20 protein-coding genes are annotated in these 21,913 nt (G+C 46.5%); 7 read left to right on the top strand and 13 right to left on the bottom strand.

Going from position 1 to position 21,913, the window contains the following annotated elements; genetic code table 11:
• Positions 1–184 precede the first annotated feature (184 nt).
• On the bottom strand, positions 185–310 hold the full coding sequence (gene ykgO, locus QTN95_RS01645; protein WP_009847431.1) for a type B 50S ribosomal protein L36: 126 nt from the start codon (positions 308–310) through the stop codon (positions 185–187).
• Entirely contained in the window at positions 311–571 is a 261-nt protein-coding gene (locus QTN95_RS01650) for a type B 50S ribosomal protein L31 (protein WP_331416100.1), read from the bottom strand.
• A gap of 119 nt (positions 572–690) precedes the next feature.
• On the opposite strand from QTN95_RS01650, the gene tsaA reads away from it, so the two are divergent.
• The gene (gene tsaA, locus QTN95_RS01655; RefSeq protein WP_331416101.1) at positions 691–1,386 is read left to right on the top strand and encodes a tRNA (N6-threonylcarbamoyladenosine(37)-N6)-methyltransferase TrmO; all 696 of its coding nucleotides are present in this window, start codon (positions 691–693) and stop codon (positions 1,384–1,386) included.
• Between the two features lie 110 nt (positions 1,387–1,496).
• On the top strand, positions 1,497–3,212 hold the full coding sequence (locus QTN95_RS01660) for a proline--tRNA ligase (RefSeq protein ID WP_331416102.1): 1,716 nt from the start codon (positions 1,497–1,499) through the stop codon (positions 3,210–3,212).
• A gap of 280 nt (positions 3,213–3,492) precedes the next feature.
• Here QTN95_RS01660 and QTN95_RS01665 read toward each other — a convergent pair whose 3' ends face one another.
• Entirely contained in the window at positions 3,493–4,338 is an 846-nt protein-coding gene (locus tag QTN95_RS01665) for a class II glutamine amidotransferase (RefSeq protein WP_331416103.1), read from the bottom strand.
• 74 nt (positions 4,339–4,412) lie between these two features.
• Positions 4,413–4,991 (bottom strand): D-sedoheptulose 7-phosphate isomerase, encoded by a 579-nt coding sequence (gene lpcA, locus QTN95_RS01670; RefSeq protein WP_331416104.1) that lies wholly within the window; start codon positions 4,989–4,991, stop codon positions 4,413–4,415.
• A 306-nt stretch (positions 4,992–5,297) separates the two neighbouring features.
• On the opposite strand from lpcA, the gene fadE reads away from it, so the two are divergent.
• Positions 5,298–7,751: an acyl-CoA dehydrogenase FadE gene (gene fadE / locus QTN95_RS01675; protein WP_331416105.1), complete on the top strand. Its 2,454-nt coding sequence runs from the start codon at positions 5,298–5,300 to the stop codon at positions 7,749–7,751.
• 116 nt (positions 7,752–7,867) lie between these two features.
• Here fadE and QTN95_RS01680 read toward each other — a convergent pair whose 3' ends face one another.
• Both QTN95_RS01680 and dnaQ read right to left on the bottom strand, forming a co-directional pair.
• Positions 7,868–9,118, bottom strand: coding sequence for a TIGR03503 family protein (locus QTN95_RS01680; RefSeq protein ID WP_138973434.1), 1,251 nt, complete (start codon positions 9,116–9,118; stop codon positions 7,868–7,870).
• 8 nt (positions 9,119–9,126) lie between these two features.
• Positions 9,127–9,864 carry a DNA polymerase III subunit epsilon gene (gene dnaQ, locus QTN95_RS01685; protein ID WP_138973435.1) on the bottom strand — a complete coding sequence of 246 codons (738 nt, stop codon included), beginning with the start codon at positions 9,862–9,864 and terminating at the stop codon, positions 9,127–9,129.
• Positions 9,865–9,920: 56 nt separating this feature from the next.
• Between dnaQ and rnhA the strand changes: the two genes are divergently transcribed.
• On the top strand, positions 9,921–10,385 hold the full coding sequence (gene rnhA / locus QTN95_RS01690) for a ribonuclease HI (RefSeq protein ID WP_138973436.1): 465 nt from the start codon (positions 9,921–9,923) through the stop codon (positions 10,383–10,385).
• Here rnhA and QTN95_RS01695 read toward each other — a convergent pair.
• Complete coding sequence (locus tag QTN95_RS01695) at positions 10,382–11,125, bottom strand: class I SAM-dependent methyltransferase (RefSeq protein ID WP_138973437.1); 744 nt, start codon at positions 11,123–11,125, stop codon at positions 10,382–10,384. The two genes, rnhA and QTN95_RS01695, sit on opposite strands and share 4 nt — an antisense overlap.
• Before the next feature lie 38 nt (positions 11,126–11,163).
• Here QTN95_RS01695 and gloB point away from each other — a divergent pair, with 38 nt between their 5' ends.
• The 3 genes from gloB to QTN95_RS01710 all read left to right on the top strand — a co-directional run bounded on the left by gloB (position 11,164) and on the right by QTN95_RS01710 (position 14,238).
• On the top strand, positions 11,164–11,922 hold the full coding sequence (gloB, locus tag QTN95_RS01700) for a hydroxyacylglutathione hydrolase (protein ID WP_331416106.1): 759 nt from the start codon (positions 11,164–11,166) through the stop codon (positions 11,920–11,922).
• A 70-nt stretch (positions 11,923–11,992) separates the two neighbouring features.
• Positions 11,993–13,555: a LysM peptidoglycan-binding domain-containing protein gene (locus QTN95_RS01705; RefSeq protein WP_331416107.1), complete on the top strand. Its 1,563-nt coding sequence runs from the start codon at positions 11,993–11,995 to the stop codon at positions 13,553–13,555.
• A complete protein-coding gene (locus QTN95_RS01710) occupies positions 13,552–14,238 on the top strand; it encodes a YIP1 family protein (RefSeq protein WP_269376703.1) in 687 nt (228 codons plus the stop codon). Before QTN95_RS01705 ends, QTN95_RS01710 begins: the two co-directional genes overlap by 4 nt.
• Before the next feature lie 4 nt (positions 14,239–14,242).
• Here the strand turns inward: QTN95_RS01710 and QTN95_RS01715 are convergent, their stop codons facing one another.
• The 6 genes from QTN95_RS01715 to dnaE form a co-directional block, all read right to left on the bottom strand.
• On the bottom strand, positions 14,243–15,085 hold the full coding sequence (locus tag QTN95_RS01715) for an endonuclease/exonuclease/phosphatase family protein (RefSeq protein WP_331416108.1): 843 nt from the start codon (positions 15,083–15,085) through the stop codon (positions 14,243–14,245).
• Between the two features lie 55 nt (positions 15,086–15,140).
• On the bottom strand, positions 15,141–15,479 hold the full coding sequence (gene glnB, locus QTN95_RS01720; RefSeq protein ID WP_331416109.1) for a nitrogen regulatory protein P-II: 339 nt from the start codon (positions 15,477–15,479) through the stop codon (positions 15,141–15,143).
• 101 nt (positions 15,480–15,580) lie between these two features.
• Positions 15,581–15,895, bottom strand: coding sequence for a c-type cytochrome (locus QTN95_RS01725; RefSeq protein WP_331416110.1), 315 nt, complete (start codon positions 15,893–15,895; stop codon positions 15,581–15,583).
• Positions 15,896–15,945: 50 nt separating this feature from the next.
• Positions 15,946–17,265 (bottom strand): tRNA lysidine(34) synthetase TilS, encoded by a 1,320-nt coding sequence (tilS, locus tag QTN95_RS01730; protein ID WP_331416111.1) that lies wholly within the window; start codon positions 17,263–17,265, stop codon positions 15,946–15,948.
• A gap of 96 nt (positions 17,266–17,361) precedes the next feature.
• Positions 17,362–18,321: an acetyl-CoA carboxylase carboxyl transferase subunit alpha gene (gene accA / locus QTN95_RS01735; RefSeq protein ID WP_331416112.1), complete on the bottom strand. Its 960-nt coding sequence runs from the start codon at positions 18,319–18,321 to the stop codon at positions 17,362–17,364.
• 38 nt (positions 18,322–18,359) lie between these two features.
• A complete protein-coding gene (gene dnaE, locus QTN95_RS01740; RefSeq protein WP_331416113.1) occupies positions 18,360–21,839 on the bottom strand; it encodes a DNA polymerase III subunit alpha in 3,480 nt (1,159 codons plus the stop codon).
• Positions 21,840–21,913: the final 74 nt, after the last annotated feature.

Consider the following 21,913-nt stretch of genomic DNA (forward strand, 5'->3'; position numbering starts at 1 on the left):
AGTTCAATGCCACGCATTTACTATCAGAATAAAACAAAATCTAACCTCTTGATTCGATTAAGGGTGATAGGAAAGCGGCCAAGATGAGAGTGACCTATTGCACACCATCTTGGACGATTAAAACCCTAGTTGAGGAAAAAGAGTCAACTGACGATTTTTAAACCAACCTCAAACATCCGTCGCACTATTTTTGCACTGCTTTAAACCTTGGGTTCGATTTACATATCACATAGAGTCGCCCACGACGTTTTACGATCTGGCAGTCAGGATGACGACTCTTGGCACTCTTTAATGATTTCACTACTTTCATCTATTGGTCCCCTTTTTCAAACTGACCGAAACGACGTCTAAAGTTCGCCACACGACCCTCTTTTTGAATCACTCGTTGCTTACCTGTATAGAAAGGATGAGACTTCGAAGAGACTTCAACGGTGAAATAAGGGTAGGTTTTCCCATCACTCCATTCGATTGTTCGATCTGTTTGTAGCGTAGAACCAATCAGAAAATACTCATCGACACTGGTGTCGTGAAAAACAACTGTTCGATATTGTGGGTGGATATTTGCTTGCATGATAAGCCCTTTCAAATTGTTATGTTATAACATATCAATTAGTAATCATTCTCAACAATCATTGCAAGCTTTTTTTATGATACTTTTGCTGTAACCCTATCCACAGAGTTAAGAAAACCATGTATTCCGTAGAGCCGATCGGTTTTATTGAAAGCCCATACAAAGAGAAATTTGCCGTTCCCCGTCAACCAGGTTTAGTGTCCGCTGCCCGCTCTCGTGTCAGATTAACAGGAGCAGCAAACAGCCCTGAATCACTGCGTGGCATTGAGCAGTTCTCTCATGTTTGGTTGCTATTTTTGTTCGATCAGAATCTAGACGCAGGCTGGAAGCCAACCGTTCGTCCACCTCGTCTTGGCGGCAATGAACGAATTGGTGTCTTTGCTTCACGTTCAACTTTTAGACCAAACGGTATAGGTATGTCTGCGGTGAAAATAAAGGGAGTCACCAAACAAGGTGATCAGATCTACTTAGAGCTCGGAAATGTCGATTTGGTTGATGGCACACCTATCATCGATATCAAACCCTACATCCCCTACTCCGATGCGATTACGGCGGCAAGTGAAGGCTATGCTGAAGGAGAACCCGATACTTATCCCGTCAACTTTTCGGCCGCCGCCTTATCTCAATTGCAGCAGCACAACGAGGCTGAGTATGTTAAAGCGGTGATAGAACAGGTTTTGGCACAGGATCCTCGCCCAGCCTACAAAAAGAATAAGCCCGACAGCAAGGAATATGCGGTAAATTTGTTCGATCTTAATGTTAAGTTCATGGTCACCGATAACTTAATAACGGTTACTGCGATTGAAAGCTTTTGACAAAGGCAATTGGCTGATATTATAAGCGGCTAACAATTTTCCCTTGTGGGACTTCCATACTTCAATCCATTGCGGCTTGAGTATCTAACTTTAATAAACGGATAAGTTAAATGCGTACCAGTAATTATCTTCTTTCTACTCTGAAGGAGACTCCAAACGACGCAGAAGTAGTGAGCCACCAGCTCATGCTACGTGCAGGTATGATCCGTAAGCTGGCTTCAGGTCTATACACCTGGCTACCTACCGGTCTACGTGTTCTGCGTAAAGTCGAAAACATCGTTCGTCAAGAGATCGACAATGCAGGCGCTGTCGAAACTTTGATGCCCGTTGTTCAGCCGTTTGAACTATGGGAAGAAACAGGTCGCAGCGAGAAGATGGGCCCTGAGCTATTACGCTTTACTGACCGTCACACTCGTCCGTTTGTACTTAGCCCAACAGCTGAAGAAGTGATCACTAGCCTAGTGCGTAATGAAGTGAGCTCTTACAAGCAGTTACCGCTAAACCTGTACCAAATCCAAACTAAGTTCCGTGATGAACGTCGCCCACGTTTCGGCGTAATGCGTGCTCGTGAATTCTGCATGATGGATGCGTACAGCTTCGATATCGACAAAGCGGGTCTAGAGAAATCTTACCAAGCTATGCATGACGCTTACTGTAAAGCTTTTGACCGCATGGGCCTTGAGTACCGTCCTGTATTGGCAGATTCTGGTGCTATTGGTGGTAGTGGTTCTCAAGAGTTCCACGTGCTGGCTGAAAGCGGCGAAGACCTCATCGCCTTCTCTACTGAGTCTGATTACGCAGCGAACATCGAGAAAGCAGAAGCGGCCGCGCCTGCTGGCGATCGCGCAGAACCAACACAAGAGATGACGCTAGTCGACACTCCAAACGCGAAAACTATCGCTGAACTAGTAGAGCAATTCGATCTACCAATCGAGAAAACGGTTAAAACTCTATTCGTTAAAGCATCTGATGAAGTAGACGCTGAGATCATCGCACTTATCATCCGTGGCGACCACGAACTGAACGAAGTGAAAGCGGAAAACCTACCGCAAGTTGCAGCACCTCTAGAGATGGCAACCGAAGAGCAAATTCGTGCGCTTATCGGTGCAGGTCCTGGCTCTTTAGGCCCTGTTGGTCTTGAGCTACCATTCATCGTTGACCGCACTGTAGCGGTAATGAGCGACTTTGGTGCTGGTGCGAACATTGATGATAAACACTACTTCGGTATCAACTGGGGTCGTGATGTTGAGCTAGGCCAAGTTGAAGATCTGCGTAACGTTGTTGAAGGTGATCCAAGCCCATGTGGTCAAGGTACCCTAATGCTAAAACGCGGTATCGAAGTCGGTCATATCTTCCAGCTAGGTAACGTTTACTCGGAAGCAATGAACTGTGGCGTTCTTGGTCCTGATGGTAAGAACGTCATCTTAGAGATGGGGTGTTACGGTATTGGTGTCTCACGCGTAGTGGCTTCTGCAATCGAGCAAAACCACGACGAATACGGCATCATCTGGCCTGACGCACTTGCTCCTTTCCAAGTTGCTATCGTACCAATGAACATGCACAAATCAGAAGAAGTACAGCAAGCGGCAGAGAAGCTATATGCTGAACTCACAGCAATGGGTATTGAAGTTCTATTCGACGATCGTAAAGAACGCCCAGGTGTGATGTTCTCGGATATGGAACTTATCGGCATTCCTCACACTATCGTCATCGGTGACCGTTCAATGAAAGAAGGCAACTTCGAGTATAAGAACCGCCGCTCAGGTGAGAAAACAGCCGTAGCGATGGCCGATATTGTTGAATACGTAAAAGCTCAGCTAGCATAAGCTTTCGCTAAGATATAGAAAGGCCGATGGAGACATCGGCCTTTTTTTTTTGAGCTGGACTATTATCTCTTCCAGGGAAGAAGTACTGTCAACACCTTTGTACTAAAGGTTCTTTCACCGTTCTACCAACCCCAACCTCTCGGAGGACGAAGTCCGTACCAGTTATCTAGCAGCGAAGCGATCCATAGGGCGCAGCCCGATCCAGTTATCCATAGGACGCAGTCCGTTCTCGCCTCTCGAAGCGAAGCGCTCTCGCAGGACGAAGTCCGGTCTCGTATTCCTACTCCAACGGCTCTGTAGGTGCCTGACTGGCGACCTTTTTTGGAGCAAAAGCAACATCCCTTAGCGCCGCAGAATTGCCATCGATAAGTTCACCAAAATGGAAAATACCAAACTCACCTGGTTTCATACGATGCCACTCTTCGTTATCAGTCAATGGTTGCGTCGCAATAACCGAAACTATGTCATTAGGTGTTGTTTCTTCTTGGAAATTGATCTCTACATCTTCATCAATCAGTGACGCTTTACCAAACGGAGCGCGACGCGTTATCCAATAAAGATGGTTGGTACAATATGTCATGACAAACTCACCGTCTGACAGCAGCATATTGAAGACACCTTTCTCTTTCAGTTGTTCGCAACACTCGGCAATAAAACGAAATACGCCGACCATATCTTGTGGAGGCTGTGGATAACGCAGCTCCATTTGATTCAATAACCAGCAAAATGACAGTTCACTATCTGTTTGGCCGACAGGGCGATGACGACCCGAATTTAAGCCTTGATAGTCAGTGAGTTGCCCATTATGGGCAAAAGTCCAGTAACGTCCCCAAAGCTCTCGGGTAAATGGGTGGGTGTTTTCAAGGTTCACTGCTCCACGATTCGCTTGGCGAATATGGCTAATCACTGCACAGCTTTTAATTGGATAGTTCTGGACCAGTTCAGCAATTTTTGAGTCACAGCTAGGGTTGGGATCTTTAAAATTACGAAAGCCCTTGCCTTCGTAAAAAGTAATGCCCCAACCATCACGATGCGGACCGGTATTGCCACCACGTTGCATAAGACCGGTAAAACTAAAACAGATATCGGTTGGCACATTGGCGCTCATTCCGAGCAGTTCACACATGGTTTTAAAAACTCCCTATACAGCAACCGTATTAGTGCAAAGCACTAATACGGTTTACAACCCTTGATAAAGGGTTATTTTTCCATTTCTTTTTCAATCAGTTGGATCACAATGTGAATAATCTTGATGTGGATCTCTTGGATGCGGTCTGCGTAACCAAAATGAGGGACACGGATTTCAATATCCGCTAGACCTGCCATTTTACCACCATCCTTACCGGTTAGAGCGATGGTTTTCATACCCTTAGCTTGCGCAGCTTCAATCGCTTTAAGGATATTGCCAGAGTTACCTGAAGTCGACAGGCCAAATAGCACGTCACCTTTTGAACCTACCGCTTCTACATAACGAGAGAAGACATACTCATAACCAAAGTCATTGCTGACACAAGATAAATGGCTTGGGTCTGAAATCGCAATGCCTGGCAAACCAGGACGATTTTCGCGGTAACGGCCTGTCAGTTCTTCTGCAAAATGCATCGCATCACAGTGTGAACCACCATTACCACATGACAGTACTTTACCGCCTTGCTTAAATGAATCCGCAATCATTTTCGCCGCAGCTTCAATTTGAGCGATGTTATTCTCGTCGCTCAAGAACTTGTTTAGAACATCAGCAGCTTCATTCAATTCGCTTTTAATCAGGTCCTGGTACATAGGTTTTTCTCTAATTTTTGTAATAAATAGTTCTGTGAACAAGACAGAAACGGTTATCTACAGAGTTTACTCAAACAATTCTCACTGTCGATAGCTTGCCGATAACATTTACCGCTTTCTTGCCATTCTCCGCTCACAATTTCCGCACAGCTCGCCATTTTTAGACCTTTGACTCTACTTAGATCACTTTTTGAACAAATACAGGTTTTACATTTCATTAATATTTTGATTACACTTAACTGGTTAGACCTCTTACCCGTCACCGGCGAATAACCAACTATAAATCGCCGCAAAAGGAATATACATATGGACATTTTGCTCTCTATTCTTGGCTTTACCACGGTACTGGCAGTCTGCCTCTATCATCGCACCTCACTGCTAGTGTCGATTGCTGCACTGACTGTAACCATGGTTGCGCTTTCAATTTTCGGTTCTGCTGGTTCACTTAGTTGGATACTGTTTATCGCGGCAATTGCTACCTTAGCGGTTCCATCAATCCGTCAATCTCTGATTAGCAAGAAAGCGTTATCGCTGTTTAAAAAAGTGTTGCCTGCTATGTCTCAAACAGAGAAAGAAGCACTCGATGCAGGTACGGTTTGGTGGGAAGCAGAACTGTTCAAAGGCAAGCCAGATTGGAAAAAGCTTCACGACATCAAAGCCCCTCAATTGAGCGCAGAAGAACAAGCATTCCTAGACGGCCCTGTGAACGAAGTCTGTGCCATGGTCAATGATTACCAAGTCACTCATGAGCTTGCCGATTTACCACCTGAAGTTTGGCAATACCTAAAAGACAACAAATTCTTCGCGATGATCATTAAGAAAAAATATGGTGGCCTAGAGTTTTCAGCGTATGCACAATCCCTAGTATTGCAGAAACTGACCGGTGTCTCTGGTGTGCTGTCTTCAACGGTTGGCGTTCCTAACTCATTGGGTCCAGGTGAACTGCTGCAACATTACGGTACCACTGAGCAAAAAGAATACTACTTGCCTCGACTTGCAGAAGGTAAAGAGATCCCATGTTTTGCCCTAACTAGCCCTGAAGCGGGTTCAGATGCGGGCTCAATTCCAGATTTTGGTATTGTCTGCAAAGGTGAGTGGCAAGGTAAAGAAGTGCTTGGTATGCGTCTGACGTGGAACAAACGCTACATCACACTGGCACCGGTTGCGACTGTGTTGGGTCTAGCGTTTAAACTGCGCGACCCAGATGGCCTACTTGGTGATCAACAAGATATTGGCATCACCTGTGCCCTTATTCCAACACATTTAGAAGGTGTTGAAATTGGCAACCGCCATTTCCCACTTAACGTGCCTTTCCAAAATGGTCCAACACGTGGCCAAGACCTGTTTGTTCCTCTTGATTTCATCATCGGCGGTCCAAAAATGGCTGGCCAAGGCTGGCGTATGTTGGTTGAGTGTCTGTCGGTAGGTCGTGGTATCACTCTGCCTTCAAACTCGACGGGTGGCATTAAGTCCGCCGCTTTAGCCACGGGAGCCTACGCTCGTATTCGCCGTCAGTTTAAGCAACCAATCGGCCACATGGAAGGTGTCGAAGAGCCATTGGCACGCCTTGGCGGCAATGCTTATGTCATGGATGCTGCAAGTAACCTAACAGTCGCGGGTATTGACCTTGGTGAGAAACCATCCGTCATCTCTGCGATTGTAAAATACCACTGTACTCACCGTGGTCAGCAAAGCATCATCGACGCTATGGACATTGTCGGCGGAAAAGGCATCTGTCTTGGCCCTTCTAACTTCCTTGCTCGTGGTTACCAAGGTGCGCCCATTGCGGTGACAGTTGAAGGTGCAAACATTCTGACTCGCTCTATGATCATCTTTGGTCAAGGTGCTATTCGTTGTCACCCTTACGTATTGGAAGAGATGAATGCAGCCTACTCAGAAGCCTCAGACGCGCTAGACAAGTTTGACTCTGCGCTGGCTGGACACGTCAGCTTTACCATGAGTAATCTTGTTCGCAGCTTCTGGCTTGCTTTAACAGATGGTCGTTTCTCGGATGCACCGGTCAAAGATGCCACAACGCGTTACTACCAGCAGCTTAACCGATACAGTGCCAACATTGCCTTCCTCTCTGATATTTCAATGGCAGTGCTTGGCGGTTCCCTGAAACGCAAGGAACGTCTATCTGCTCGCTTGGGCGATATTTTGAGCCAGTTGTACTTAAGCTCTGCAACATTAAAACGCTTTGAGAGTGACGGCCGTATTGCAGATGATCTACCTTTAGTACATTGGGGACTACAAGATAGTCTGAAACAAACTGAGTTGGCGATTGATGAGTTTTTAGCAAACTTCCCGAACAAAGTCCTCGGTAAAGCCCTGCGTCTAGTCATCATGCCGTTTGGTCGAGTTCGTAAAGCACCGAGTGATAAGCTGGATAGCCAAGTGGCTCAAATTCTGCAAACACCGAGCGAAACTCGTTCACGTATTGGCCGTAACCAATACTTGGCAGCAACTGAGTTCAACGCGGCAGGTCGTATTGAGCAGGCTCTAGAAGTGATTCTGCAAGCAGAGCCAGTATTCAATAAAATCTGTGAGCAGCTAGGTCAACGTCGCCCATTCTTGCGTCTAGATGAAGTCGCTCAACTGGGCCTCGAAAAAGGCATCATTGATGCTGACGATGCGAAACTACTGACTGAAGCAGAGCAACATCGCTTATACGTCATTAACGTTGATGACTTCAGCCCAGAGGAACTGGCCGCAAAGCCAATGCCTCTGCTTCAACCAGAGATGGATGAAGTGGCGTAACCCAACTTAAAACTGAAATAAAGGGCTGCAATCGCAGCCCTTTATTTATTCTTGTATCAAAGAATGCCTAGAGGAAAGACGGTAGCCCCATTAACGCGGGTCCCATTAACGACTCACTACTTTTTAGGCATATCGAGTTGCATTTCCGGCAGTGCTTGTCTGCTTGCCTTTAACTTACGCATAACAAACCAAACCGCGATACCCAATATCAGTACCACCAAATTACCCACACCAATTAGAATCATGGTACGAGTGCGTTTAGCTTCGCGCATCTCCATCATTTGAATTTCTTCCAGCATTTTTTGCTGCTTGAGACGCTCTTCTTCCTGCAAACGACGGGTTTCGGCAATATCTACCTCTTCTACCACGCTGTATGTGTGTTCACTGATCGGGAAAATCAGTGGTCGCTCAGAGCCCATTTCGGTTGCAAAGGCTTTACCATGCCAAGCATAGAGACCAAGATCCGCACTGTAAGGAATCTCAAGCGTCAGCTTATTACTCTCCTCGCCCGCACTGCCCTGAACGGTGGTCAACGCACCATTAGGAGAGGTATGCTCAACGTGACCGGCAATCGAGCCTGGTTTAATCATTCCCTGCTCACCTGCAAAGACAATCTGGTTAGGACTCATTTCTTCACGAGACTGAATAAAGGTAGCCAACAGGGGCGATGGGTAGACTAAAACCTCTTGCTCTTGAGCACGCAAGAACACGCCATTACCAGAAGTGATTCTGACACGATACTTGCCTGGCTCACTGGTAATAGGCAAAGCAACGGTGAAAATACCATCGCCAGCAACCTCATCAAGATCCTTACCATCATCAGCGAACTCACCAATTACTTCAGGTAATGGACGTGCCTCCTTCACCAACGACTCTTCATTCTCGACATATTTCGTAAAGGTCACTTTCAGTTTCACACGATCAAGAAAATCTCTTAATACGAGTGGCTGATTGTCTGAGGTCAAGCGGGCATTAAACTTAATCGACTCTCCTTGATACAATCGAGTCGGCAGCGTGTCCGTGGACAGCTCAAGATGAGAAATCAGCTTTATCTTGTTCTTGGGAGTCACTTTACCAATTGCTTGCCAAGGGCCAGGCATAGGATTATCAATGGAAACGATGTCCATTGAAGGTTCTTGGTACCAGCGAACATTGTCTGGACTACGCCAGGCATAATATTTCTTGCCGTCGGGTCTCACTAAGACCACTGGTTGAGAACTTTGCGCTCGGTAGATAACAAAGGTAATTTGCTTAATCGACGGGTCGACTCTAAAGCGATTATCCAACAACGACATTGAGGTTCCTTCGGCAGCATAGCCTAACGAACTAAATACAAAACCTAAAATGGCAATCCAAAACCTCAACATCCTTTCTCCTACTGACGCCAGAGACAGCTACCGCTGTTCTCTACTATGTCTAATCTACTTTGGTGGGCTTCTAATTCATCGGCTGTTGCACGTAAAACCTTTAGCGATTTTCGACCACTTGCCGCACGTTTTATGACTTCGCCCTCTTCACCTCCAGAGCTCCCTGCATTGAACTGCAGCGAAGTCTGTCCACCCGTCATTAGCAGGTAAACATCTGCCAGAATCTCGGCATCGAGTAATGCCCCGTGGAGAGTACGGTGAGAGTTATCTATACCGTAACGATCACAAAGTACGTCAAGGTTGTTTCGCTTGCCAGGGAAGATTTTCTTCGCCATAGCCAGCGTATCGGTCACTTTACAATAGTCAATCGTCTTGCCGATGCTAGGGTCAAGCATCCGAAACTCATTGTCCATGAAGCCAACGTCGAAGGGCGCATTGTGCGCCACCAGCTCAGCCCCTTTGATGAAGTCTAGAAATTCAGCATGCACATCACGATAGTCTGGTTTGTCGACCAAAAACTCATCGGTAATACCGTGAACTTCTACCGCATCAGGCTGAATTTCACGATCGGGTTTGATGTAGACATGGAAATGACGCCCTGTCAGTTTGCGGTTTATGATCTCCACAGCACCGATTTCAATGATTCGGTGATCCTGATAGTGAGGTCCACCCTCACGGTTCATACCTGTGGTTTCTGTATCGAGTACAACGATACGATGTTGATTAGAATTGTTGCTGGTATTCATAACAATATGTGTGTCAGACTATGTCAATAATGTGCTTAACCCAATAGTATCAAATCATGACGAAACAGGTGGAAATTTTCACTGATGGTTCTTGTTTAGGTAACCCAGGTCCTGGTGGTTACGGAATCGTACTCCGCTATAAACAGGTCGAAAAAACGCTCGCCAAAGGTTTTACCCTTACCACAAACAACCGTATGGAAATGATGGCTACCATTGTCGCCTTGCAAGCTTTAAAAGAGCCATGCGACGTAATTCTAACGACCGACAGTCAATATGTTCGTCAAGGTATTACTCAGTGGATACACAACTGGAAAAAGCGCGGCTGGAAAACAGCAGACAAGAAACCCGTTAAGAATGCCGATCTTTGGCAAGCGCTTGATACAGAAACCCAGCGCCATAGCATCGATTGGCGCTGGGTCAAAGGTCACGCAGGGCATAGAGAAAACGAAATGTGTGATGAATTAGCCCGTACCGCAGCGGAAAACCCAACCGATGAAGATGTCGGTTATCAGCCTAGCTAGTTGGAGCTAGACTGTCGGCTCGACACTTTGTAATTGACGCCAACTGGCGTCAATTTTCGTTTTAACTTCCAGTGAGGCTTAATTAGCTTGAGTGGATAAGTACGTTTTCGTGCCACGATAAAATAGAGACTTCCCGCAGGTGCCGCCCAATCGCCAAGACTGTTCTCCAACCAAGTCCACATAGTGCGATATTTCTGCATAGGGAACAGTGCGTAACTGTCGCACTCCAACACCTGATAGTTTAATAGCCCAAGCCAATCTTTAACTCGATTGGGCGTAAACATCCGACCGCTCCATGGTAAATTGTTACGTCGCCAAGGCATTAAGCTCGCAAGCCCAGTAAAACTGATTGGGTTGAAACCCGTTATAATCAGGTAACCATCATCAATCATGACTCGGTCAACTTCTCGTAACATACGATGAGGATCGTTACAGTAGTCAAGTTGATGGGACATCAGCACAGCATCGAAACTTTTTTCCAGAAAGGGCAAATCGTAACCATCTGCAATCACATTGTGCAAAGGGTTCTGGATATCTAAGTGAACTTGATGTTGAATGTTACAGTTGAAACTGGTTAACTCGCAGCTCAACCCGCCCAGCTTAAGTAGGTGATATCCGAATAGTTTTGGGCACCATTCGTCAATGCGGGTTTGAATTGAATCACTGACCCACTGGCCATTTTTTAGCTGAGACCATGAATGAGGCTTTTCAAGCTTTTTTCTGCTAAGTGCTGGTTTCATATATAACCTGCTTCACCCTGGTAACTGGAGACACAACCATGTTGAATATCAAAAGCATACCTGCATTTAATGATAATTACATCTGGCTAATTGAAAATAGCGATCGTCGTTGTGCTGTGGTTGATCCAGGTGACGCGACCCCAGTCCTCACTTACCTAAAAGAGCACGAACTGAATTTAGAGGCAATTCTCATTACTCACCACCACAATGACCATATTGGTGGTGTTGCTGAGCTGGTACGACAGTTTCCTAGCGTCGATGTTGTCGGCCCCGCCAACGAACCTGTACCCACCTTAACTCATGCCGTCGATGCAGGAGATCAAATAGAGCTATTTGATGAAATCTTTTTTGTTCTAGGTTTAGAAGGCCATACTAGTGGCCATATCGGCTATGTCGGAGATGGAAAGTTATTCTGTGGTGACGTGCTGTTCTCTGCTGGATGTGGGCGCGTATTTGAGGGAACGATGGAACAGATGCATAACTCTCTCAACAAACTCGCAGCCTTGCCAGAAGAGACGGAGGTCTACTGTGCACACGAGTACACCACCAGCAATCTGGCCTTTGCACTGGCCGTTGAACCAGATAATAGTCAGTTGCAACAATATCGAGACGAAGTAAACCGCTTAAGAGCGCAAAACAAACCGACGTTACCGACTACCATTCGCCGAGAAAAGTGGATCAATCCATTTTTGCGTACCGATCAGCCTAGCGTTATCCGCTCCGTATCAAATAGAACCTCTCAAACTGATCCACTCGCGATTTTTACTGCATTACGTGAGTGGAAGAACGAATTTTAACGATTTGCTGCTTGTCACCTACTGAGAGAGGCAAGTATTATCAGCAGCCAAATAGAAAAAGGGCTGTGCAATGCGAGTTAAACACAGCTGGGTATTGGCATTACTCTTAGCAGGTTGTCAGCTTACCCAGCCGACCGATTCTGGAGAAGCCGTCTCTCCAGATACCAACAATCCAACCATAACACCGACTGAGCCTGTAGCTCAGCCAGAAAAACCGGTAGTCAAAGTAGAGCCGGTGGTCACACCGCAAACTCAGCAAGACGTCTGGCAGCGTATCGCGATGCAACTCGATATGCCGATCCCTGATCACCAACTGGTCGATTACTACCGCACATGGTATTTGAAGCATCCAAATCATTTAAAAACGGTTTCGCAACGCGCCGAACCTTTCCTATATTTGATTACAGAGAAGATCGAGCAACGTGGCTTGCCACTGGAACTGGCACTTCTTCCTGTCGTTGAAAGTTCATTTGATGCCTTCGCTTACTCTCATGGTAGTGCCGCTGGTTTATGGCAGTTTGTTCCCGGTACGGGCGAGATGTACGGTCTCAAACAAAACTTCTGGTACGATGGTCGTCGCGATGTCCCCGCTGCGACAGATGCTGCACTCGATTACCTGACTTACCTAAATAAGCGTTTTGATGGCGATTGGACACACGCGATTGCCGCGTACAACAGTGGTGGCGGCCGTGTCTCCAGCGCTATCCGCAAAAACAACAAACTCGGTAAGCCAATCGACTTCTTCTCTCTCGACTTACCAAAAGAAACCAGTGGTTATGTGCCAAAATTACTGGCTCTGGCAGACATTGTCGCCAATCAAGAAAAATACGGCATTGAAATCCCACCTATCGCCAACCGACAGGTTGTGGAATTGGTCAATCCCAAAGAACAGCTCGACCTTGCTATCGCGGCTAACTACGCTGGTATCAGTGTCAAAGAGCTGCAAAGCTTGAATCCAGCATACAACCAATGGGCTACAGCACCAGATGGTCCACACCAGTTGCTGCTACCTATCGACAACGTCGCTCAGTTTAACAGTGCGGCTAGTAAAAACCGTGGTAAAGGGATGAAAGTGGTACGCTACAAAGTGAAATCTGGCGATACTTTGAGTGTTTTGGCTGAGAAATATAACACGACAGCCCAAGTCATCCGCACTGCGAATAATATTAGCGGCAATAACATCCGAGTCGGCCAACACTTAATGATTCCGACCTCAACTCGTGACGACAAAGCGTATGCCCTAAGCGCATCAAACCGCTTAGCTAAAACGCAGTCTGAAAGTCGAGGTCAGTACAAACTGACTCATACGGTCCGTTCTGGCGATAGCTTATGGTCCATTGCCAAAGCCAACAAAGTATCTCACCAATCTCTTGCGAAATGGAATGGAATGGGACCAAGAGATACCCTGCGAGTTGGGCAGAAACTGGTTATTTGGAAAAATAGCTCTGATGGCGCCGTCGTCAGAACCGTCTTCTATAGCGTTCGCTCAGGAGACACGATCAGTGGTATTGCCACCAAATTTAAAGTGAAGTCCAATGACATCGTCAAATGGAATGATCTGAGCAATCAGAAGTACCTCAAACCAGGTCAAAAGCTGAAGCTGTATGTTGATGTAACTAAGGTAAGTGTATGAGCCCCTCAAGTAACCCTATTATTATGCTGGTCGATATCTTCCGTTCGCCTAGCGCCTGTTTTCTCGCTCTCTACCAACGTGGAGCTTGGGGCTGGCAACCATACATTTTCTTGATTCTCTCTCCATTTTTATTTTGGGGAGCGTACTTTGATATGGTCAACTTTGATTGGCTGAGAGAAACGCTTGCGGCTCAGTTGGCGGTCACGAATCCTAAGCAACTTGAGCTTTTAGACGCAAACACCCTTATGGCCAGCGAAATCATCAGCGACATTGCAGGCAGAACCCTGACTATCTTGATGCTAGCATTTTGGTTCAACCTAGCAACGAAGCCAAGCCAGCATCAACATGGCTTTTGGAAGTGGTTCGCCGCGAGTGCAGTCATTACCTTCCCTGCTATCATTGGCGACTTAGCAAGTTACGTAAGTGCGCTACTGAAACATGGTCAGGTGTTAGTTTATGCCGCAGATCTCAATAGCCTTAATGGTTTTCTCAAGCTGCCACTCACCAATCCTTGGTCTCAATTTGCCAGTTCATTCCCAATACTGCTCCCTTGGTACATTGCCTTGGGCTATGCCGCGGTCGGGACTTGGACTGAGTTTGAACGAGGTCAGGCTCTTGCCATTTCAGCGCTTCCATGGCTAGCCTACTACCTGATCTGGGCACTTTATATTGTCATTTTTTAATCGGTTATAAGTGAAAAGTCACTAAGATTGGATTGTGATCAGAGGCGTCAGAGACTGGCGCCTCTGCTTTTTCCAACGTAAGTCCACGGTAGAAAACATGATCCAAAGGTAAGCCGGTCATAAACTGAGTCCGGTTATCACTGTCATAGGTCACCTCCTTTAATCCTAATGAACTTAGCGCTTCGGACATCACTCTCAAACGCTCTTGGCTCCAGCTATTAAAATCGCCTGCCACAATCACTGGCCCCTGATGTTCACTGAGTTCCTGTGCCAATACGTTTAACTGACGATGATATTCTTCAGTGCCATAGGTAAAGTTGACCGCATGGATATTCACGACCGCAAGTTGTTGCCCATTTGACAACGGATAGAGTGCGTAGAGTGCCGATTTAGGTAGACGAAGCCAAGGTTCAAGCTCTGTATATGCACAAGCTTTTAGTGGCGTATTCAAAGATAAATTCAGCACCCCAGCCGTGGTATCAAACGCTTTAAAAGCATCAACTTGGCTACCAAACCACCGCCCTTGCTTCAGCCACTCTCTCAGCTCCCCCGTCATGCTGGCTTCCTGCAGCAAGACCAGTTGTTTACCTTGAGCATAGTTGCTCAAGCTCGAGCTCCAGTTAGATCGATTTTGCTTATAGATATTCCACACCAACAAGCTAATTTGCTGGTTTTGATCAAGCTGTTTGGTCGTTGGGTTTTCGTAGCATGTCAGGGATAGCTGTTCTGAATCATGGTCATATGACGTTATTTGAGCCTGAGAAGGCAAACTAAAAACGCTCTTATATCCAATCAGTGCTGTACCAACGAGAAGCAGAGCAACTACAAACCAACGAGCTTTATTCATTTCTCACTATCCAAAAAGTAAAAGAGCCATGCGGCTCTTTTTCCAAGGTGTATCTTTAAATTGCGTCTTCGTCTTCTTCGCCAGTTCGGATTCGAACGATACGCTCAACATCGGTGATAAAGATTTTACCGTCGCCAATTTTACCCGTTTGCGCTGTCTCAATAATGGTCTCGACACACTGATCAGCCACTTCGTCAGTGACAACAATTTCAAGCTTTACTTTAGGTAGAAAGTCGACCATATACTCAGCGCCACGATATAGCTCAGTATGACCTTTCTGACGTCCGAAGCCTTTTACTTCTGATACCGTCATGCCTGTAATGCCTACTTCCGCCAGTGCCTCACGGACATCATCTAATTTGAATGGCTTAATGATGGCTTCAATCTTTTTCATGTTCATCCCTTAAACTATTGTTACTTGCGCCATTATCCCACGATAACTAGGTAATAAAAAGCCCGAGCGAATCATGCTCGGGCTGATTTCTCACAACTCGGTTACTTCAAGCTTGCGTAGTATGCAGCAAGGTTAGCTACATCAGCATCACTTAATGCTGCAGCCTGCGCTTGCATCACAACCGCTAAACCGCCGTTACGCTCTTTATTTTTGTACGCATTGATTGCAGACACAAGGTACTGTTCATTCTGACCTTTTAGATTCGGATAACCAGGGATAATTGCAATACCATCAGCACCATGACACGCAGCACATACCGCGGCTTTTGCTTGCCCTGCTGCTGCATCACCAGCTGCCAACGCCTGACCACTTAGTAGCCCCATTCCTAATACCAATCCAATTGCGAATTTCTTCATTGCTCTTCCTTATAATTCCATGTTAGTTGTGCGTTATTATGTATACAATTTTACATAAACAACAATGGCTTGTCCCAGACGAGTTCACAATCCTGACCTGCAAAATGACGATCCATAAATAAATCACCCACCGCAACAACTTGCTGATCACAAATTACTATAGGTGTTCTACGTCGTAGCCAGCTAGGTACATCATATTCTTGGAACAATTTTTTGAGTTTTCTGCTGTGCCTACGCTCAACGGGATGCGCACTTAACCCCTGAGGATCAAATATTACCTGTAGCTGTCCCTGGCTTAGTGCTTGTTTTGATAATTGTCCATGCGGTGAACTGCGAAGAACTAAGCGGCCTAAATCTTCTGGTAATACACACGCTTGATCGAATCGAAGATCTTGCTGCCACTCCACCAAAGGTTGCCACTCTCTGACGAAATAGAGCCGATTGGCGTGACGTCTGATTTGTCCGTCAATCAACGCGAGCTGAGGATTTGCATCTTGCTGAGCACAAGCAACCTGTGGCCATACAAGCTTCAACTGTTCACGCGAAGGCATACGAACGTTTTGCCGAGCTAACCACATACGCAATGCTCGAGTTCGAACCAACTCACTATAGGTGGCCAACGTATTGATATCGAGACTCGCATCACTGTGAAGCGCACTGTTCAACTTGTCACTCATCAATTCATCAAGCAATGCCTCTTGCTCCGCACACAGTTCTGCGCTCCGCTGGACAGCTTGATTGAAGTAAGGCCACCGCTCCGTCAGCGGTGGAGAGACAGTATGTCGGATAAAATTACGCTCAAAGCGCTGGTCAAGATTACTCTCATCTTCCACCCAAGTTAGCTGCTTCTGCTCAGCGTAACCTTCTATCTGTTGACGGCTTATCGTCAATAGTGGTCTGACAATCTTAGCGTGTGCAAATGGCATCGCCTCTGCCATCGCAGACAAGCCTTTAGGTCCACTTCCCCGTTTGAGAGCGAGTAGGAATGTTTCTACTTGGTCATCGGCATGCTGTCCTGTCAGCAATAGATCATCGTTCTCGAGATGGTTAACTAACGCCTGATATCTCGCTTCTCTGGCACTCTCTTCTAAACTACGCCCTTTGCGATCCAGTTGGACTTTTTCAATCACTAAAGGCACATTGAGTTGCTGACACCATTGCTGACACTGTCGCGCCCACTGATCGGCATTGACACTTAATCCGTGATGAACATGCACCGCTAGACACTCAGTCTGCTGACTCCGACTGTACTCGGCCATCAAGTCGAGCATAACTCGTGAATCCAATCCGCCACTTAACCCAAGCACAAGACGACCTTGAGCTTGAGCGTGACGTTCAATAACAGTGGCAAAGTGGGACTTAAGACTCATAAATAGAAAGCACTTGACGATTCAAAACACCAGTTTATCACCGGAAACAAAAAAAGGCTGAACCCTAGTTCAGCCTTTAAGCATAATCCGTATAGATTAACAGTAACCGTAGCTCATTAGGCGTTGGTAACGACGTTCAAGAAGCGTGTCATTATCGAACTGTTCTAACTCTTCAAGCTGACGAACTAACGTATCTTTCATGTTCTTAGCCATCTGAAGGTGATCACGATGCGCGCCGCCTAGTGGCTCTTCGATGATTTCGTCAATCAATTCAAGCTCTTTTAAGCGAGGAGCGATAAGACCCATTGCTTCTGCAGCTTGTGGCGCTTTGTCAGAATCACGCCATAGGATTGAAGCGCAACCTTCTGGAGAAATCACTGAGTAAGTAGAGTACTGAAGCATGTTTACGTAGTCGCCTACACCGATAGCAAGTGCACCACCAGAACCACCTTCACCTACAACGTTACAAATAACAGGCACTTTCAAACCCGCCATCACTTTTAGGTTGGTCGCGATAGCTTCAGATTGACCACGTTCTTCTGCACCAACACCTGGGTACGCGCCCGCGGTATCGATGAAAGTAATGATCGGCATATTAAAACGCTCTGCCGTTTGCATTAGACGTAGCGCTTTGCGGTAACCTTCTGGTTTTGGCATACCAAAGTTACGTTTCACTTTCTCTTTTGTTTCACGACCTTTCTGATGACCAATAACCATGACTGGACGGCCATTTAGACGAGCCATACCACCCACAATCGCCTTGTCATCAGCGTAGTGACGGTCACCTGCCAACTCATCAAACTCAGTGAAAACATGCTCGATGTAATCAAGTGTGTAAGGACGTAATGGGTGACGAGCAAGTTGGGCAGTTTCCCAAGCACCAAGGTCGCTAAATGTTTTCTTCTTTAGTTCTAAGCTTTTTCTCTCTAGCTGTTCGATCTCTTTATCAAGATCAACACCAGAATCACCACCGTGACGAGAGACATCACGTAGTGCTTCAATTTTTGCTTCTAGCTCTGCGATTGGTTTTTCAAATTCTAAAAAATTCAGGCTCATCTATAGATCCTTTCTTATTCGGTAACCTTCTACCGAACTTAGTTAAATTCGAGTTCTACCTGGCCTTTCCCAAGTAGTTGTTTTAAATCATCTAATAATGCGTCGCTTGGCGTAACTCGCCATTCTGTACCCAACGTTAAACGCGCTCGCGCATCTGAGCGTTGGTAGTATACATGGACAGGAACGCTCCCCGCCCTATGAGGCTCTAGTATTTGACTAAACCGCTCAAAAAATCGGTCATTAATTTGAGATTCATCAATTGAAACCGATAGGCCCCGTGCATATTTTTCACGAGCGGTTCCGAGATCCATGACCTCGCGCGCGGACATTTTAAGACCACCATTGAAATCATCAAAGCTGACCTGTCCTGAAACGACCAATATTTTATCTTTTTCTAACAATTCTGCGTAGCGATCGAGCGCATCAGAAAACAGCATGACCTCCATTCGGCCACTGCGATCATCCAGCGTCATAAGACCGATACGGGTACCACGTTTAGTTGTCATGACACGAGCAGCAATAACCAGACCAGCCAGAGTCACGCTCTGATCGCGCCTTGTTGGTGTTGCATCTTTTAATCGACAACTGGTGTACTTGCCAAGTTCCTTACTATACGCATTTATAGGGTGCCCTGTTAAATAAAGGCCAAGTGTGTCACGTTCTCCCTCTAGCCAGACTTTCTCAGGCCATGGCTCAACTTTGATGTACTTGTGCTCAACTTCTTCAGGAGCTTCTGTCAGAACGCCAAAAAGATCACTTTGCCCAAATGCTTCCGCTTGGTGGTGTTGGCTGGCTGCTTTTACGGCATCCGCAAGTGATGCCATCATCGCAGCTCGGTGCGGCCCAAGGCGATCAAGAGCACCTGCATAGATAAGTTTTTCAATAACTCGCTTATTCACTTTCTTGAGGTCAATACGCGCACAGAAATCAAACAGATCTTTGAAGTAGCCACCTTTATTCCGCGCTTCAAGAATGGCTTCAATCGGGCCTTCACCCACCCCTTTAATTGCGCCGATACCGTAAACGATAGCCCCCGTTTCATCGACATTAAAGCGGTATAGACCTGCATTAATATCGGGTGGAAGCACCTTTAGCTTCATACGGAAACACTCATCAACTAGGCCAACGACCTTCTCTGTGTTATCCATATCAGCAGTCATTACCGCGGCCATAAACTCGGCTGGGTAATGCGTCTTTAACCAAAGCGTCTGGTAAGAGACAAGCGCATAGGCTGCTGAGTGAGATTTGTTAAAGCCGTAGCCCGCGAACTTCTCCACAAGGTCGAAGATCTTCATCGCCAGCTCGCCATCAACTCCGTTCTTCTCCGCGCCCTCTTTGAAGGTGCCGCGCTGCTTGGCCATCTCTTCCGGTTTTTTCTTACCCATCGCACGACGCAGCATGTCTGCGCCACCCAGAGTATAACCCGCAAGGATCTGGGCAATTTGCATTACCTGTTCTTGATACAGGATGATGCCGTAGGTTGGGTCAAGCGTCTCTTTTAAAGACTCGTGCTGCCAAGTTTCATCTGGGTATGAGATTGCCTCTCGACCATGCTTACGGTCAATAAAGTTATCTACCATGCCCGATTGCAACGGACCAGGACGGAACAGGGCTACTAGTGCGATGATATCTTCAAAACAGTCTGGCTGAAGTCGCTTGATCAACTCTTTCATACCGCGTGATTCCAACTGGAATACCGCTGTCGTCTCTGAGTTTTGCAGTACGTTAAATGACGCCTGATCGTCAAGAGGGATCGACTCAATGGCGACGGCTGGCTTACCTTCGCGCTCAAGACGAGGGTTGATCAAGCCTAAAGCCCAGTCGATGATGGTCAGTGTCCGCAGACCCAAGAAGTCAAACTTAACCAGACCCGCCGTTTCTACGTCATTCTTGTCAAACTGAGTAACTGGAAAGTTACCTTCTGCATCCGCGTATATCGGAGCAAAGTCAGTAATAGTCGTCGGAGAGATAACTACTCCACCCGCGTGCTTACCGGCATTTCGTGTACACCCTTCTAGAATGCGACACATGTCGATAAGCTCTTTTACCTCTTCGTCGTTTTCATACAACTCAGGTAATGCTGGCTCTGCTTTAAATGCCTTTTCGAGGGTCATACCTGGATCGGGTGGTACCAGCTTGGAGATTCGATCAACGAAACCAAAGCCATGCCCAAGCACACGACCTACATCGCGGATTACCGCTTTTGCCGCCATCGTACCAAAGGTAATAATCTGAGACACGGCGTCACGACCGTACATTTCTGCGACGTGATCAATCACCTGATCGCGCTTGTCCATACAGAAGTCGACGTCGAAGTCGGGCATGGAGACACGCTCTGGGTTAAGAAATCGTTCGAAAAGTAGGTCATACTCAAGTGGGTCAAGATCGGTGATCTTCAACGCGTAAGCAACGAGAGAGCCCGCACCAGAACCACGGCCAGGCCCTACTGGAATACTGTTATCTTTTGACCACTGGATAAACTCCATTACGATCAAGAAGTAACCAGGGAAGCCCATGTTATTGATAACTTCCAGTTCAACATCAAGACGCTCATCATACTCAGGTCGTCGTTGTGCACGAACTTGAGGATCAGGGAAAAGGAACTCAAGTCGCTCTTCTAAGCCCTCTTTAGACTTCATGACCAAAAACTCGGTCTCTTTCATCCCTTCAGTTGGGAAGGCGGGTAGGAAGTACTCGCCAAGACGTACCGTGACGTTACAACGCTTAGCAATTTCAACACTGTTTTCAAGCGCTTCAGGAATGTCTGAGAAAAGTTCACACATTTCTTGTTCGCTACGCAAATATTGCTGAGGGCTGTAGTTTTTTGGTCGACGAGGGTCTTCTAGAGTGTAGCCATCGTGAATGGCAACACGAATTTCATGGGCATCAAACAGGGACTCATCGAGAATAACCACATCATTGGTCGCTACGACAGGCAGCTCCGCTTGTTCCGCTAGCTCCAACGCGAAGTGAAGATACGTCTCTTCATCGGCGCGTCCGGTTCTCGTCAGCTCAAGATAAAAGCGATCTGGGAAATGGGTTTGATAAAACTCAACACACTCAGACACTACTTTGTGGTTGCCCTTCAATAACGCCTTACCAATTTCGCCATTTTTACCGCCTGACAGTAAGATAACACCTTCAGACAGTTCAACTAGCCACTCTCTATCAATGACAGGCTGGTGCTGAACATGACCGCGCAAATACGCTTTTGAGATAAGCAACGTTAGGTTCTTGTAACCGACATTGTCAGCCGCTAGAACCGTCAACTTTGTTAACTCATCACCAAACCCAGCCGACTGCATCAAGAAATCGGCACCGATGATCGGCTTAACCCCACAACCATGCGCGGTACCGTAAAACTTAACCAAACCACAGAGGTTGGTAAAATCCGTCAACGCCACCGCTGGCATGCCCAATTCAGCCACTTTCTTCACCAATGGTGGTACTTTTGACAAGCCGTCAACCATGGAAAAGTCACTATGAACTCGAAGGTGGATAAACTTAGGGTCTGACATGAATATCGTCCAGAAAGATAACTAATTTGGGAAGACAATTGGGTATTTTAAGTGAAAAACGCGTACTTATATAC

The sequence above is a fragment of the Vibrio sp. M260112 genome (assembly GCF_036533775.1).
Lineage (GTDB): Bacteria > Pseudomonadota > Gammaproteobacteria > Enterobacterales > Vibrionaceae > Vibrio.